Origin of the sequence: Acidocella aquatica (genome assembly GCF_030160635.1) — a bacterium.
In the GTDB taxonomy this organism is placed as follows: Bacteria; Pseudomonadota; Alphaproteobacteria; order Acetobacterales; family Acetobacteraceae; genus Acidocella; species Acidocella aquatica.
The window spans coordinates 1-14,864 of the sequence record NZ_BSOS01000073.1 but is presented as its reverse complement, the minus strand read 5'-3'; the positions used below and the strand labels follow the sequence as shown (position 1 = coordinate 14,864).

Annotated in this window: 15 protein-coding genes; 5 read left to right on the top strand and 10 right to left on the bottom strand. The window is 62.4% G+C overall.

Translation table 11 applies throughout. The annotated features are described in order from the left end of the window. Positions 1-7: 7 nt before the first annotated feature. Both QQJ84_RS12940 and QQJ84_RS12935 read right to left on the bottom strand, forming a co-directional pair. Positions 8-328 carry a hypothetical protein gene (locus QQJ84_RS12940; RefSeq protein WP_284258662.1) on the bottom strand — a complete coding sequence of 107 codons (321 nt, stop codon included), beginning with the start codon at positions 326-328 and terminating at the stop codon, positions 8-10. 154 nt (positions 329-482) lie between these two features. After that, the gene (locus QQJ84_RS12935; protein ID WP_284258659.1) at positions 483-908 is read right to left on the bottom strand and encodes an Rrf2 family transcriptional regulator; all 426 of its coding nucleotides are present in this window, start codon (positions 906-908) and stop codon (positions 483-485) included. 141 nt (positions 909-1,049) lie between these two features. Here QQJ84_RS12935 and QQJ84_RS12930 point away from each other — a divergent pair, with 141 nt between their 5' ends. Beyond that, a complete protein-coding gene (locus tag QQJ84_RS12930) occupies positions 1,050-1,511 on the top strand; it encodes a globin domain-containing protein (protein WP_284258658.1) in 462 nt (153 codons plus the stop codon). Here QQJ84_RS12930 and QQJ84_RS12925 read toward each other — a convergent pair. Further along, positions 1,475-2,236, bottom strand: coding sequence for a cyclic nucleotide-binding domain-containing protein (locus tag QQJ84_RS12925; RefSeq protein WP_284258657.1), 762 nt, complete (start codon positions 2,234-2,236; stop codon positions 1,475-1,477). The genes QQJ84_RS12930 and QQJ84_RS12925 overlap by 37 nt on opposite strands. 125 nt (positions 2,237-2,361) lie before the next feature. On the opposite strand from QQJ84_RS12925, the gene hcp reads away from it, so the two are divergent. Together hcp and QQJ84_RS12915 are read left to right on the top strand one after the other, a co-directional pair. Further along, positions 2,362-4,035, top strand: a complete 1,674-nt coding sequence (hcp, locus tag QQJ84_RS12920; RefSeq protein ID WP_284258655.1) for a hydroxylamine reductase — start codon at positions 2,362-2,364, stop codon at positions 4,033-4,035. A 77-nt stretch (positions 4,036-4,112) separates the two neighbouring features. Further along, positions 4,113-5,126, top strand: coding sequence for a 2Fe-2S iron-sulfur cluster binding domain-containing protein (locus tag QQJ84_RS12915; protein WP_284258653.1), 1,014 nt, complete (start codon positions 4,113-4,115; stop codon positions 5,124-5,126). Between the two features lie 126 nt (positions 5,127-5,252). Here QQJ84_RS12915 and QQJ84_RS12910 read toward each other — a convergent pair whose 3' ends face one another. The 7 genes from QQJ84_RS12910 to QQJ84_RS12880 form a co-directional block, all read right to left on the bottom strand. Further along, positions 5,253-6,398 carry an acyl-CoA dehydrogenase family protein gene (locus tag QQJ84_RS12910; protein ID WP_284258650.1) on the bottom strand — a complete coding sequence of 382 codons (1,146 nt, stop codon included), beginning with the start codon at positions 6,396-6,398 and terminating at the stop codon, positions 5,253-5,255. A 33-nt stretch (positions 6,399-6,431) separates the two neighbouring features. Continuing rightward, positions 6,432-7,742: an enoyl-CoA hydratase-related protein gene (locus QQJ84_RS12905; protein WP_284258649.1), complete on the bottom strand. Its 1,311-nt coding sequence runs from the start codon at positions 7,740-7,742 to the stop codon at positions 6,432-6,434. Between the two features lie 76 nt (positions 7,743-7,818). After that, entirely contained in the window at positions 7,819-8,796 is a 978-nt protein-coding gene (locus QQJ84_RS12900) for an NAD(P)H-dependent flavin oxidoreductase (RefSeq protein WP_284258648.1), read from the bottom strand. Continuing rightward, on the bottom strand, positions 8,796-9,710 hold the full coding sequence (locus QQJ84_RS12895) for an SDR family NAD(P)-dependent oxidoreductase (RefSeq protein ID WP_284258647.1): 915 nt from the start codon (positions 9,708-9,710) through the stop codon (positions 8,796-8,798). Before QQJ84_RS12895 ends, QQJ84_RS12900 begins: the two co-directional genes overlap by 1 nt. 28 nt (positions 9,711-9,738) lie before the next feature. Then, the gene (locus QQJ84_RS12890; RefSeq protein ID WP_284258646.1) at positions 9,739-10,854 is read right to left on the bottom strand and encodes a hypothetical protein; all 1,116 of its coding nucleotides are present in this window, start codon (positions 10,852-10,854) and stop codon (positions 9,739-9,741) included. Position 10,855: 1 nt separating this feature from the next. Continuing rightward, the gene (locus tag QQJ84_RS12885) at positions 10,856-11,314 is read right to left on the bottom strand and encodes a hypothetical protein (RefSeq protein WP_284258644.1); all 459 of its coding nucleotides are present in this window, start codon (positions 11,312-11,314) and stop codon (positions 10,856-10,858) included. Next, on the bottom strand, positions 11,311-12,363 hold the full coding sequence (locus tag QQJ84_RS12880) for a phosphotransferase family protein (protein ID WP_284258643.1): 1,053 nt from the start codon (positions 12,361-12,363) through the stop codon (positions 11,311-11,313). Before QQJ84_RS12880 ends, QQJ84_RS12885 begins: the two co-directional genes overlap by 4 nt. A 161-nt stretch (positions 12,364-12,524) precedes the next feature. On the opposite strand from QQJ84_RS12880, the gene QQJ84_RS12875 reads away from it, so the two are divergent. Both QQJ84_RS12875 and QQJ84_RS12870 read left to right on the top strand, forming a co-directional pair. Continuing rightward, positions 12,525-13,700: an acyl-CoA dehydrogenase family protein gene (locus QQJ84_RS12875; protein WP_284258642.1), complete on the top strand. Its 1,176-nt coding sequence runs from the start codon at positions 12,525-12,527 to the stop codon at positions 13,698-13,700. Between the two features lie 13 nt (positions 13,701-13,713). Next, positions 13,714-14,604: an SDR family oxidoreductase gene (locus QQJ84_RS12870; RefSeq protein ID WP_284258641.1), complete on the top strand. Its 891-nt coding sequence runs from the start codon at positions 13,714-13,716 to the stop codon at positions 14,602-14,604. Positions 14,605-14,864 lie beyond the last annotated feature (260 nt).

The window sequence follows — 14,864 nt, the reverse complement described above, 5'->3', positions numbered from 1 at the left end:
GCTTTGTTTAGGGCGTGCCGCTGTTGCTGCCGCCCGAGATTGTGGGCTTGGTGATGGTGATCTTCGGCGCCGGGCCTGATGTGCTCTTGCGGTTGCCGGTCACCCCAGGCGTCATGGTAGAGTTACCGGCGCCATTGGTCATGGAGGCGCCAGGCGATTGCTGCCGTGGCGTGCCGTTGGCGTTGATGCCGTTCACCACATTGATGTTAGGACCGTACATCGCGTGGGAATCCGAATTGAGTCCCGAATTCACATTTGAACCGGTTTGCGCCAGGGCGGCGCCGGAAAATGCCAGACTAAGCGCTGTGCCGAGTAACCAACGAGACATCGAACCACCCCTTATAAAATCAGTTGCCGGTTATTGTTACTAAACACGTTTTCCAGAACCGGCCTTGATCGGCATCAATTCCGAAAACCCCTGGACTCTATAAGGAGATCGCGCGCACCGGATCAAGAGCCGCCCGCTTGCGGAAAAATCGGTGCTAGGCCACGCCCAGGTCAAGCAGCCGGGCCAGCTTGCCGCGTTGCTTCATCAGGTCAGCCAGGGTGTAGCCGTCCAGCACGGTCATAAAGGCATACAGCGCCTTGTTCAGCGCGCCGGTCAGGCCGCAGGCGGGGGCGATGAGGCAGGAGCCGCAATCCACCAGTTGCAGGTCTTCCTCCATGCTGCGCACCACGGCGCCAATGTTGATTTCTTCGCAGGCCTGGGCCAGGCGCACGCCGCCGAGGCGCCCGCGCACGCTGCTCACATATCCGGCCCGGCCCAGGTTATGCACCACCTTCATCAGATGGTTCTGCGAAATGTCATAGGCCCGGGCGATCTCGGAGACGGAACATACACGTTCCTCATGGGTGCCCAGATAGAGCAAAACCCGCAGGGAATAATCAGTGTACCGGGTCAGGTGCATGCCGGGCCAGCATACGCCCATATGCTTGACGGGCTCAAGCGGCCATGCAAATACCGGCACGTCTAATACATGTATTTTTTATACATATATTAGGCCGCAACCCTTAAAGCCGGTTCGCATCAGCGCCCGGGGAGTTAAATCATGAGCAAGCCTTTGTCGGCCGAGACCATCGCCATCGTCAAATCCACCGCGCCTGCGCTGCAGCAGCATGGTGTTGCAATTACCACGCGGATGTATGAGCGCCTATTCGTCGACCCCGCCATCAAGGGCCTGTTCGACCAGGCGGCGCAGGTCTCGGGCGAGCAGCCCAAGCGGCTGGCGGGGGCGATCATCGCGTTTGCGAAAAATGTGGATAATCTCGGTGCGCTCACCTCGGCGGTGGAGCGTATGGCCACCCGCCATGTTGAGACCTCGATAAAGCCGGAACACTACCCGGCGGTTGCCAACGCCTTGCTGCCGGCAATCAAGGATGTGCTGGGCGATGCGGTTGATGAGCGTGTGCTCGGCGCCTGGGGTGAGGCCTATTGGTTCCTCGCGGATGTGCTGATCAACCGTGAGGCCCAGCTTTACGCCGCCGAACTGCCGGACCTCGAAACCATCTGAGCCGCTTCTCCGCTGGCGGTCTCGCGCATGGAGTCCGCCAGCTCGTCCGGCGCCGCGTAGTTTTGCAGCCGGGGAATATCATGCAGCCATACCCGCGTGCCGCTGGTCTCCACCCCTACCGTGCGCAGCACTGCAAACGCACGGGAGAGATTTTCCTGCCGGCAGCCCAGCCGCCCGGCCAGCAAGCCTTTTTCAAAAGGCAGGCGGAACTCAGCGCTGTGCGCCAGAGGGTCCGTCACCTGCGCCAGCAAGTAGCAGCCCAGCCGTTGCGCCGCGGAGCGCAGCTTCAAATCCCGCACCTGGCGCACCATGGCGCGGCAATCCAGCGCCTGATTTTGTAGCATGCTCAAGGCCAAAGCCGGTTCGCGCGCCAGCAGGCCGCGCAACGCCGCGGCATCCAGCCGCAACAATTGCACCGCCGTCAGCGCCTGCGCGGTCATCAGATAAGGCAATTGCGTCAGCACCGCCGCCAGCACGAAATGCCCTGGCGGGCTGAGGATATCCACCACCGCCGCCGCGCCATCCGGGGCGGTGCCGCTCAGCGTTATCTGGCCCGCCAGCAGAATATGCAGATATTCAGGCAGCGCGCCCTGGCGGCAAAGTTCCGCGCCCGCCGCCACCTCGCTTACCTCCGCCATGGCGGCCAGTTGTTTCAGCAGCTCCGCGCCCAGGGCGGCGAACATCGGCACCGTACGCAGCATCTCGGGCAGGGGCTGGTTCCGCATCTGTTTGATCTAGATCAAAGCCGGGCTGAATGGATACATATATTAAAAATACACCTTTTAGGGGGCCAAGGCTAGCGCACCCTGCGGAAGGCTCTTTTTCGTCCGTATTTCACGAGGAAATTTTCATGTTTTGTTTTCAATGCGAGCAGACCACGCGCGGGCCGGCCGGTGCCGGTTGCGCCACGGATAAGGGTGTATGCGGCAAGGACGAGGCAACCGCCGATCTGCAGGATGTGTTGATCCACCAGCTCAAGGGCATCGGCCAATATGTGTCGCGCCTGCGCAAGCTGGGCGTTGCCGATCAAGCGGCTGACAGCTTCATCCTCTACGGCCTGTTCACCACGCTCACCAACGTCAATTTCAACCGCGCCCGTTTTGTTGAGATGATCGCCGAGGCCGCCCGCCTGCGCGACCGTCTGCGCACCGCCTATGAGGCCGCCGCAAAGGCCGCCGGCCAGCAGCCCGAAACCCTCACCGGCGCCGCCGCTTTTGTTCCGGCCGATAACATCACCGGCCTGCTCGCCCAGGCCAATGCCGCCAGCGTCATCACCGGGCGCGATGTCGTGGGCGAGGATGTGATCGGCCTGCGCGCGCTGCTGCTCTATGGCCTGAAAGGTGTGGCCGCCTACGCGCATCACGCCGAGGTTCTGGGTGAATCGCGCGACGAAATCGCCATCGGCATCGCCCATGCGCTGGATGTTCTGGCCTCCGACCCGACCGATCTCGGGGAGATGCTGGAAGAGGCGCTCGCCCTCGGCCGTTTGAACTTCAAGGTCATGGAAACGCTGGACGCCGCCAATACCGGCAGCTTTGGCACCCCATCGCCGCATGCCGTGCGCACCACCCCGGTTGAGGGCAAGGCGATTTTGATCTCGGGGCATGATTTCCGTGACCTGCATGAATTGCTCGAAGCCACTAAGGGCACCGGCATCAATGTTTATACTCATGGCGAGATGCTGCCCGCCCACGGCTACCCCAAGCTGCGCGAATACCCGCATCTGGCCGGCAATTACGGTGGCGCCTGGCAGAACCAGCAGATCGAATTCGCATCCTTCCCCGGCCCGATCGTGATGACCTCGAACTGCCTGATTGAGCCGCAGCCGCTCTACCGCAACCGCATCTTCACCTCCGGCCCGGTGGGCTGGCCCGGCATCCGCCACATCGCCAACGGCGACTACAGCGCCGCCATCCAGGCCGCCAAGGCGCTGCCCGGTTTCACCAAAACGGTTGAAGGCCCCACTCTGACCGTCGGCTTCGGCCGCGAGGCGGTGCTGGGCGCGGCGGGCGAGGTGATAGAGGCGGTGAAATCCGGCGCGATCCGGCATTTCTTCCTCATCGGCGGCTGTGACGGCGCGGCGCCGGGCCGCAACTACTTCACCGAGTTCGCCGAACAGGCGCCAAGCGATACCATGATCCTGACCCTGGGCTGCGGCAAATACCGCTTCAACAGCCATGATTTTGGCTCCATCGGCGGCCTGCCGCGCCTGCTCGACATCGGCCAGTGCAACGACAGCTACTCAGCCCTGGTTATCGCCACGGCCCTGGCCGGCGCGTTCAATTGCGGGGTGAACGAGCTGCCGCTCTCGCTCGTCGTCTCCTGGTTCGAGCAGAAGGCCGCCGCCGTGTTCCTCACGCTGCTGGCCCTGGGCGTACGCAACGTAAGGCTCGGGCCAACGCTCCCGGCCTTCCTCACGCCCGCCATTCTGGACATTCTCGTCAACCAGTTCGGCGTGTTGCCCATCACCACCGCCGAGGCTGACATTCAGGCCGCACTCGCCCCGCGCATCGCCGCGGAGTAACGCCTGATTGCGGGCGCCGGGATGGTTCTCCCCAGTCCATCCCGGCGCCCTTTTGTCCTCAACTCAAGGATTTCCAAATGTCTGAGATCACGCTGATCACGCGCGACGGCGCGAAGCTCAACCTTGCCGCATCCGCCACCGAAACAGTGCTGGAAGCCGCCGAGGCAGCCGGGCTGTTTCTCCCCGCCATGTGCCATGAGGGCAGTTGCGGCCTGTGTTCGGCGCAGGTCACGCAAGGTGATTACACATTGCGCGGCGGCCCGCGCGCGGCGGCGGCCGATGGCGCCATCCCGCTCTGCCTGTGCATGCCGCAATCGGCGCTGACCATTGAGCTGCCATATCCGCAATCAGGCATCAGCCAGCACAGCGTCCCCACCCGCACGGCGGTCATCGCCGCCATCATCCGCGCCGGCAGCGGCGCCGTCACTCTCACGCTCAGCTTGCAGCCAGACCCTGAATTCGGCACGGCGGCGGACTTCACCCCCGGTCAGTACATGGAAGTCACCATCCCCGGCACGGAGATCAAGCGCGCCTATTCGCTCGCCAACCTGCCCAACTGGGACGGCACGCTGGAATTTCTCATCCGTCTGCAACCGGGCGGCGCGTTCTCTTCCTGGCTCGCGCATACCGCCAAACCGGGTGACATCCTTAGCCTGCGCGGCCCGGCCGGCCGCTTTGTGCTGGACGAGACCAGCCCCCGCCCGCGTATCCTGGTTGGCGGCGGCTGCGGCTTTGCGCCGCTGCTCTCCATGCTGCGCCATCTGGCCGATTTTGGGGACACGCAGCCCACGCATCTCATCTTCGGCGCCAATACCGAGGCCGAGCTTGGCGTCGCTGCCCCGCTGGAGGCGCTGGCCGCGCAATTGCCGAACCTCACCATCTGCTGCGCCGTCTGGCATCCGCAGGCAGGCTGGAATGGCTTCACCGGCACCGCGGCCGATGCGCTGGCGCAATATCTGGACGGCGCCAGCGTGCAGCCGGATATCTACCTCTGCGGCCCGCCACGGCTGATGGAGGCGGTTACCCGCGTCGCGAACGATCGCGGGATTCCGCCCGCGCGGATCTATTCCGAGCAGGTGCAGGCACGCTGACTGATTGTTAGAGTGCGATCGTTTGAGGTTCGCTCAACCGAGCGATCAGGCTATAGAGCAATATGTGTTTAGATTGACGCAGCGCGTTCAAGATAAATGCATGAAATTGCTCGCTCAAACATAAGCCTACAGTCCGCGTGCAATCAGTTCACGCATAATCTCCGAGGTGCCGCCATAAATGCGCTGCACCCGCGCGTCAGCGAACAGGCGGCAGATCTCATACTCGCGCATGAAGCCGTAGCCGCCGAAAAACTGGAGGCACTGGTCCACCACGCGGCCCTGCATTTCACTGGCCCAGAGTTTGGCGATGGAGGCGGCCTCGCTTGTTAAACCTCCCTTGACATGCTCGCCCAGGCATTGGTCGAGAAACGCCCAGCCGACGGAAATATCGGCCTTGATATCGGCCAGCTTGAACCGGGTGTTCTGCTGCTGGCCGACCGGCTTGCCGAAGGCCGAGCGCTCTTTCACATAGGCGCAGGTAATATCGAAGGCTTTCTGCGCCGAGGCGATTGATTGATACGCGATGGTTAACCGCTCCTGCGGCAACTCGCTCATCAAAATCCCCATGGCTCCCCCCTCGGCGCCAATGCGGTTGCCCACCGGCACGCGCACCTCGTCGAAAAACAATTCTGATGTGTCCGCCGAGAGATGACCGAGTTTGTGCAGATTGCGGCCACGGCGGAAGCCGGGGCGGTCGGCTTCCACCACGATCAGCGTCATGCCGCGCGAGCCGGCATCGACGGCGGTGCGCGTCACCACGATGACGGCGTCGCAATGCTGGCCGTTGGAGATGAAAGTCTTCTGCCCGGAGATGACATATTCATCCCCCTCGCGCACCGCGCGGGTGCGAATGCCCTGCAGATCGCTGCCGGTGCCGGGCTCTGTCATCGCAATGGCGAAAACTTTTTTGCCAGAGACCATCCCCGGCAGCCAGCGCTGTTTTTGCTCCTCGCTTGCCACGCTCAGGATATACCCGGAGCAAACATCGCTATGCACCGAGAAATCAGCGCCCGGCCCGGTGAACCCGGCGTAGAACAACTCCTCGACCACAATGGCATTGAACCGGAAATCACCGCCCACGCCGCCGTATTCTTCGGGAATTTGCGGGCAGAGCAGCCCTGCTTCGCCGCCTTTGTCCCAAAAGCTGCGGTCGACGATCCCGGCCTCTTCCCAACGGGCGAAATGCGGCGCCACATGCGTGGCGGCAAACCGGCGGACCGTTTCGCGGAACTGCTCGTGCTCCTCATTGTAGACGGGGCGATGCTTCAGCAAGATGAAACTCCTAAAATGCTATAAATCCCGCGCTCAGGCGGGAATTTTCTCCGCATGGGCAAGCAGGCAGAATGGCCCGCCCAGATATGCGGGGAACCCGGCCTCACTCACCAGGCCATAATCGGCGAGGCGCTGGCCATCGGCGCCAAGCCCGGGCAACAGCCGCGCGGCGGCGGCGGCAACATCGGCCAGAACTTCACGCACAATCCGCTTTGCGGAGGTTTCAGGCGCGCTGGAATGCCAGTAGCCCGCGCCGGTGAAGGCCGCGTCCGGGGCGGGGGCGGCAATGCCCTCGATCCTGAAGCCTGCCGCCGCCAGCGCCGCGCCCACATCCGCCGCCCGGCCCTGCCAGAGCGCAGGCAGTTCGCGCAGCGCGCAGGTTACGGCTGCCGGCAGGTCTCCGGCCTTCACCTTGCGCTCATATTCCGTTTTGGCGATGAACATGGTGCGGATCATGTCGCGCGCTTCCGGGCGCTGGATCAGCCCGGCGAAGATTGTCATCTCGGTGCGGATCGCCGTCTCGATATCCTGCGCGAAGCCCTGCTCCAGACACTGCAAAATCGCCAGCGGCGCCGGATAATGCCCCAGCGTTTCCGCCAGAACGGTCTTGCGCGCGGCGGCGATCAATCCGTTCATCTGGCCAGCATCGCGCGGCCGCCACGCGGCATCATCCCAAGGCTGGCGCGCGGCTTGGGATGAGAGAATCCAGCGTTCCGCCGCCGCAATCTCCTCGCCCGGCGCCACCAGCTCGCTGGCCAATCCGGCATCCAGCGCGTCCTGGCCCCAAAGCCTGCCGCCCGCCAGCAGAATCGGCAAAGTTTTCTCGAGCCCCACCACACGCGGCATGCGCTGCGTGCCGCCAGCCCCCGGCAGCAGGCCAACCAGGGATTCGGGCAGGCCCATCGCCACTTTCGGCGAATTCACCAGCACGCGATAATGTGTGCCGAGCGCCAGCTCGCAGCCGCCGCCCAGCGCCAGCCCCGCAATGGCGGTGGCCACCGGCTTGCCGCAGGCCTCCAGCGCGCGCACCGCGGCGCTGAGCTGGAAAAAATGGTCAAACGCGCGTTTGAGACGTTCCGCCTCTGGTGCGGCCATGATCATGTCATAGGCCTGCCCGAGTTCGATCAGATCCGCTCCGGCGCAGAAAGCATTGGTCTTGCCCGAGCGCACCACCACACCGCGCGCATCGCTGCGCGCCACCCAGGCGGCAAAATCCCCCAGATCCTTGATGGCGGCATTGGAGAACACGTTCATCGAACGGTCCGGCATATCAAAGATCAGATGGACAATGCCCTGCGGCGTTCTCTCGACGCGAAATTGCGTCAATCCCAGATTCGGCTGCATTTCTTAAACTCCTCCGTTACCAGGACGCTAACAAGGCAACGGATTTGGAGAACAGGTCTAAAGTGTGGCTCCATGCCTATATCCAGCTCCGCAGCGCGGCGCGTGCCGCGTCGAACTCCATCACCAGCCGGTCGATATAATCGGCGGCCGGCTCCACATGCCGCACCGCGCCGATGCCCTGGCCCGCGCTCCAGATATCGCGCCACGCCTTTGCGTTGGACCCGCCGCCGGCGATGCTGATTTTTGCCCCCTCGGGGCGGCTGAGTGCCGCCGGGTCCAGCCCGTTGGCCACAATCGAGGGCCGCAGGAAGGTGGCGTTAACCCCGGTGAAGCAGTTGGTTACCATCACATCGCGCGAGTCGGAGCGCTGGACCATCTCCTTGAAGCCTGGCGCCGTATTCGCCTCCAGGCTGGCCAGAAACGGCGAACCGATATAGGCGAAATCAGCGCCCATGGCCAAAGCGCCGAGAATGCTCTGCCCGGTGGCGATGCAGCCGGAGAGCGCCAGCGGCCCCTGCCACCATGCGCGCAATTCCTGCACCAGCGCGAACGGCGACATGTTGCCGGTATGCCCGCCAGCCCCCGCGCACACCGCGATCAATCCATCCACCCCGGCCTCGGCGCATTTCTCCGCGTGGCGGTTGCTGATGATATCATTGAAGATCAGCCCGCCATAGGCATGCACGGCGGAGACGATCTCCTGCGGCGCCGCGAGGCTGACAATCGCCAATTTCACTTTATGGGCCAGCAGGATTTCCAAATCCGCCTCCAGCCGCGGGTTGGAGGCATGCGCGACCAGGTTAAGCGAATAAGGTGCCGCCGGGCGTTCGGGGGTGGCCGCATCATGCGCCGCCAGCGCCTCCTCGATCTCGCACAGCATTTCATCCAGCGCGGTGGTCGAGCGCGCGTTCAGCGCCGGGATCGAGCCGATCACCCCGCTGGTGCATTGCGCGATCACCAGGGCAGGGGAGGTGGCGATGAACATTGGCCCGCCGATGAGCGGCAGGCGCAGGTTTGCCTTCAGGGCCGGGGCGATGCTGGTGTTGCCGATCATTACACGGGGTCCCAGGTGAACACGTCGCCGGAGCGTTGCAGCGGATAAAAATCGTTCTCGAACATCGGGAACACGCGCGCGGCGATGCTCTCGGGCGTCCAGCCTTCGGCGGTATGCGCGGTGCGGATGGGGCGCGGCTGCGAGAACAGATAAATCTCGTTGTTGCGCACGCCGAAAATCTGCCCGTTCACTTGTGCGCCCGCATCGCTGCCGAGCGCCACCACAAACGGGGCGATCTTCTCGGGGACCAGCTTCTTCAGCCCCTCCACGCGCTTCTGCTGCTCGGGTGTTTCGTTGGGGATGGAGCTGACCATCCGTGTCCATGCAAACGGCGCCACCGCGTTGGAGCGCACGTTGAAACGCTGCATGTCCAGCGCGATGGATTTTGAAAGCCCGATGATGCCCATCTTGGCGGCGGCATAATTCGCCTGGCCAAAATTGCCGACCAGGCCGGAGGTCGAGGTCATGTGAATATACGCGCCCGATGCCTGCTCCTTGAAAAACGGCGCGGCGGCCCGGCTCACGTTGAAACAGCCTTTCAGATGCACCGCGATCACCGCGTCGAACTCTTCCTCGCTCATTTTGTGGAACAGCACATCGCGCAGATTGCCCGCGTTGTTCACCACCACGTCGATCCGCCCGAACGTATCAATGGCCGCCTGCACCATCGCCTGCCCGCCGGCCCAGTCTGCCACGCTGTCGCCATTGGCAACCGCCCGCCCACCGGCGGCGATAATCTCGTTCACCACCTCCTGCGCCGGCGAGACGCTGCCGGCATCCTTCCCGGTCAGCGACACGCCGAGGTCATTCACCACCACGGCGGCTCCCGCCTTGGCGAATTCCAGCGCAATGCCACGGCCCACGCCGCGGCCGCCACCAGTTATAAGTGCAACTTTTCCGTTCATCATGCTCATCGGTAACGTCCTGAATTTAAGGAGATTATTAAATCGGCGGGTGCATCTGTACGTTTTTGTACAGCGGAAAATCCTTGCCGACGCCGTATTCGATAATGCCGTAGCCGATTTCATCGCCGTCGCGCACCTCGATCACATGGTCGGAAAGTGTACGCGCCAACCTGCGGGTTTGCGGATCGCGCAAATCCCAACGCTCATGCTCGGAATGGAATTTGCCCTTGTCATCACCCTGGAACCAGCCGTTCAACCCGCCATACAACCCGCCCTTCAGGTAGTAGCGCCCCGGCAGCGTGCGAATTTGAATCTTCCGTGATGAACCATCGGCGAAATGCAACTCAAATTCCGCGCTCTCCACTGTCTGCCCGCGCGGATCATCGGCGAAGTTGAAGTCATATTTTACATCTTCCAGCAATGATCCCGGCCTGGCCCGCTCGCCCACGGCGAAAACCTCTTCGCCGGAGAGGTAAATCTTCTCACCTGGCGCGCGTTCCTTGAAGAACACATGCAAGCCCCGCGTGGGGAACTGCACCGTCACCCAGGAGTACAGAAACGGTGGATAGAATGTCACCGGCGGATGGCTCTCATCGGTGCGCATTTCCGCGCGGATCCCCCAGCTATGGTCGCGCTGCCCCAACCAGGTCTCGGCCCCCATGTCATAGGTCTTCTCACCGATCTTCAGCCACCCGGTGTAGCGGCCCAACTGCTCGGCGCGCGCCATGTGTTCGGTCACGCGGCCCTGGCGGCGGCGGTAGTGCTGTTCTTCCTCATGCGGGTTCATCGTGGCGATGAATTCCATATCGAAGCTGACCGGCGAGTCATTCTCCGCCAGCGTCAGCCGGTGCCGCCGCAACCCCTCGATCACCTCGATTTTCAGCGGCCCGATCGTGGTCTCCAGCGGATTCGGACGCGCACGGCGTGAGACACGAAAATTGTACTGAATCCCATCAACTTCCGCGCCCGCGAACGCATCCATCACGTTGCGGTTGGGGTGGTAGCCAAGGCCGATGTCAAACACCACGTTGCCGGCGGGGACGGCATGGCCGGTGTACCACAGCCGCTCCATCCACGCGGGATCACTGGTGCCCACATGGTCGAACGTCGTGGGCGTCTGGTGGCCTAAAAGATCATCCTGTGGTGTCAGCATTTCACGCCTCCTGTTCCTTGCCGAGAGAAATTTCCGCGAACATCGGTTTCGCGCTGGTTTTCAGCTCGTGTTTCAATTGCTGGTGAATATATGTCTCCACCGCGGCATCGCCCGCCGGGTACTCATGCGCCGTCAGCCAGCCGATCAACGCGCTGACCGCCGCATCCCCCGCATCGCGCAATGCCTCCAGCTCTCGTGCATCATGCGGCAGCACCTCCGGCAGCTTTACACGCGGCGCTTCGGCAGGAAGTTCCGCCGTTGCCGCCGCCAATTCCTGCAATCGCGCAATCTGCTCGAGCAAAAACACAGGTGACCACGAGGCGCGCAACTGCAGACTTTTCAACATATATATCACGCCATAGGCCTGGCCGCGCACAAACTCGCCTTCCAGATTCGGCAGAATCTCCCGCCGCAGCGTCTCCACCATGCCCTCGATCAAACGGTCCAGTGAATTGTTCATGCGTTTGCCTCCAGCGCTTTCTCAATCTGCCGTAACACCGGGGCAATCTGCGTGCCCATCGCGGGCATCCGCATGTCGTAAAACCCCTTGCGTTCAAACGCATAAACCCCGGCCATATGCGTCGCGGCCAGCTTCACCAGATTGAAAATCTCATAAAACCGCATGGAGACTTCGCTCACCGCAAATCCTGCCTTCGCTTCATAGCGCGCATAGAATTCATCGCGCGCGATCAGCTTGCCCATCAGCTTCGTGCCGCCCCGGTATTGCGGCAGGCAGAACCACGCCAGATCCTCATGCGGATCGCCCAGATGCACCAGCTCCCAATCCAGAATCGCCGTGATCTTGCCATCAACTTCGAGAAAATTTCCCAGCCGGTAATCACCATGGATAATGCTCACGCGCGGTGCCACCGGCTGGTGCGCGCGCAGCCAGCGCAGCGCGAAATCAAACATCGGGTAGGCTTTCAGCGCCCAGCGATGATAATTGCGTTCCCACTCTTCAATCTGCAGCAGCGCCGCGTTTTGCACGCTCACATTCGCCGCCAGTTCCGCCAGCCCTGAGCGTTGCCAGTCGATATTATGCAGCGCGCCCAGCGCATCGGTGAACTGCTGCCCAAGCGACTGGCGGAATGCATCGCTCATCTCGCTCCCCGGCCCCCAGGGGATCGGCGCCTCGCCGCGCACCAGTTCGGAGATAAAAAACGGCGCGCCAAGAATCTCGGCATCATCAGACCAAAAATACGCGCGCGGCGCTGGCACATCATGCCCCTCCAGCGCCTTCAGCGACAGATACTGCGGCGCCGCGCTATAGGGTGCGAACAACCCGAGTGCGGGCCCAAGCCGCAGGATCAGCCCCGTTGCTCCTGCGATGCCGGGTGCGGGAATCGAGAACCCGTAGGTGATCCAGGAGAACCCCACGGCAAAACGCTTCAGGCCGCCAATCTCGACCGGCCGCCCCAGCGCCGCGGCAAGATACGCATTCAGCCGCCGCACCAGCCCAGGCTCGTCGTATAGATCAATCGGCTCAACCGAGCGCCCGGCAATGCTCATCAAGTTTATTTCCCCCAGCCACGTTAAGCCTCGTCCATATCGGCCGACAATAAGTCGCGCGGACCGAACTTTTGTGTGGGTCGGCCGGCCGCTCCCGCCGATAACAAGAGGGCAATCGGAGGTCCCCTCGGGGCCTCTTCATCTTATGGAGGAGAGTTTCGATGATTGAGCGTACCTTATTCCGCGAAGAGCACAACATATTCCGCGAATCGGTCCGCCGCTTCATCGAACGCGAAATCGTGCCCTTCCACGCGCAATGGGAGGAGGATGGCATCGTCCCGCGCGAACTCTGGCTGAAGGCCGGCGCCGAGGGCCTGCTGTGCTGCACAGTGCCGGAGGAATACGGCGGGCTCGGCCTGGATTATCTCTTCGACGTCGTGGTGTTCGAGGAACTCTGGCGCGTGGGCGCATCAGGCCCCGGTTTCCTGATTCATACAGACCTTGTGGCCACCTACATCCTCTCCTTCGGCACGGATGAACAAAAGCGCAAGTGGCTGCCCAAAATGGTCAGCGGCGAGGCCATCGGCTCGCTGGGTATGACCGAACCGCACGCCGGGTCTGACCTGAAGGCCATCCGCACCAAGGCCACCCGCGACGGCGATGATTTCATCATCAACGGCCAGAAAGTCTTCATCTCCAATGGCCAGATGTGCGACATCCTGGTGCTCGCCACCAAGACCGACAGCGCCGCCGGGGCACACGGCGTCACCCTCTTCCTGGTCGAGGGCGACCGCGAAGGCTTCCACCGTGGCCGCAACCTCAACAAGCTGGGCATGAAGGCACAGGACACCTCGGAGCTGTTCTTCGACAACGTCCGCATCCCCGCCACCAACATGCTGGGCCAGGAGGGCAAGGGCTTTCAGCAGATGATGACCAAACTCGCGCAGGAGCGTCTGGCCCAGGCCATCCGCTCCGCCACGGTGACTGAAACGGTGATCCAGTGGACGGTTGACTACACCTCGGAGCGCAAGGCATTCGGCCAGACCATCGCTGATTTCCAGAACACCCAGTTCGTGCTGGCGGATTTGCAGACCAAGGCCACCGTTGCCCGCGTCTATACCGACAAATGTATCGAGCTGTTCATGCAGGGCAAGCTGGACTCGGTCGACGCCGCCATGGCAAAAATGTTCGTCTGTGAATTACATTGCGAAGCCGTGGATAAATGCCTGCAACTTTTCGGCGGCTGGGGCTATATGTGGGAATACCCGATCACCCGTGCCTATGCCGACGCGCGCATTGTCAAAATCGCCGGTGGCTCAATCGAGATCATGAAGACAATCATCGCCAGACAAATGTTCGCGGGCAAGCTCACCAAACCCGCCAAAGCCAAAGAATAAAGGAAAGACAAACATGGTTTCACCGTTTCGCAGCGATGTCCTTTCGGCCAAGCGCATCCTCGTCTCCGGCGGCGGCACCGGCCTCGGCCGCGAGATCACCCGCGGCTTCGCCCAGCACGGCGCCACCGTCTACATTTGCGGCCGGCGCGAAGGCATTCTCGCTGAAACCGCGGCCGAGATCAGCGCCGAGACCGGCGGCAAGGTCATCGGCATCGGCTGCAACCTGCGTGAGCCGGACTCCATCGCCGCCATGGCCGAGCGCATCTGGCAGGATGGCGCGCTGACCGGCCTGGTCAACAACGCCGCCGCCAACTTCATCTCCCCGACCAAAGACCTCACCCCGCGCGGCTACGAGGCCATCCGCTCCACGGTCATGGACGGCAATTTCTACGCCACGCTGGAGGTCGGCAAACGCTGGATCGCGGCGGGCCAGCGCGGCTCCATCGTCAGCAACCTCGTCACCTGGGTATGGACCGGCTCGGCCTACGTCGTGCCCTCCGCCATGGCCAAAACCGCTTTGCATGCCATGACCATGTCGCTCGCCGTGGAATGGGGCCCCTACGGCATCCGCCTCAACGCGGTCGCCCCTGGCCCGTTCCCGACCGAGGGCGCGTGGGAAAAACTCAGCCCCATCCCCGAAGCCTCAATCGGCGCCAGCTCGGCGGAGGAAGTGCCGATGCGCCGTTTTGGTGAGATGCCCGAGCTGCAAAACCTCATGATCTTTCTGCAGGCCGACGGCTGCGACTACATCACCGGCCAGACCATAGGCATCGACGGCGGCCACCATCTCGCCGCCCCCAGCACCTTCGCCGGCCTCTCCAAGCTGACCGACGAACAATGGGGCCGCGCCCGCGAAGCGATCAAAGCCTCCGCCGCGAAGGAAAAATCCCAGCGCACGGTATAATTTTTTGGCTTCCACACTTTCGATAGGGTTGCGGTTTGGAATTTTAAACCAAACCGTAACTGTACGAGTTTATAGCTGTTCTCACTCGTAGATACGTTTCCTCCCTAAACTTGGCGGTGCTTGCGAGCACCGCTTTTTTTTGTCTTTTAGGCACAAGACAGAAGCTGAGGTCAGCGTTCGGCTTTGTAGGTTCCGGTAATCCCCCCGTTTTTAACGGGGCTTAATGGTAGAATTCACGCGGCGAGTTTCAGTTTCTGGGC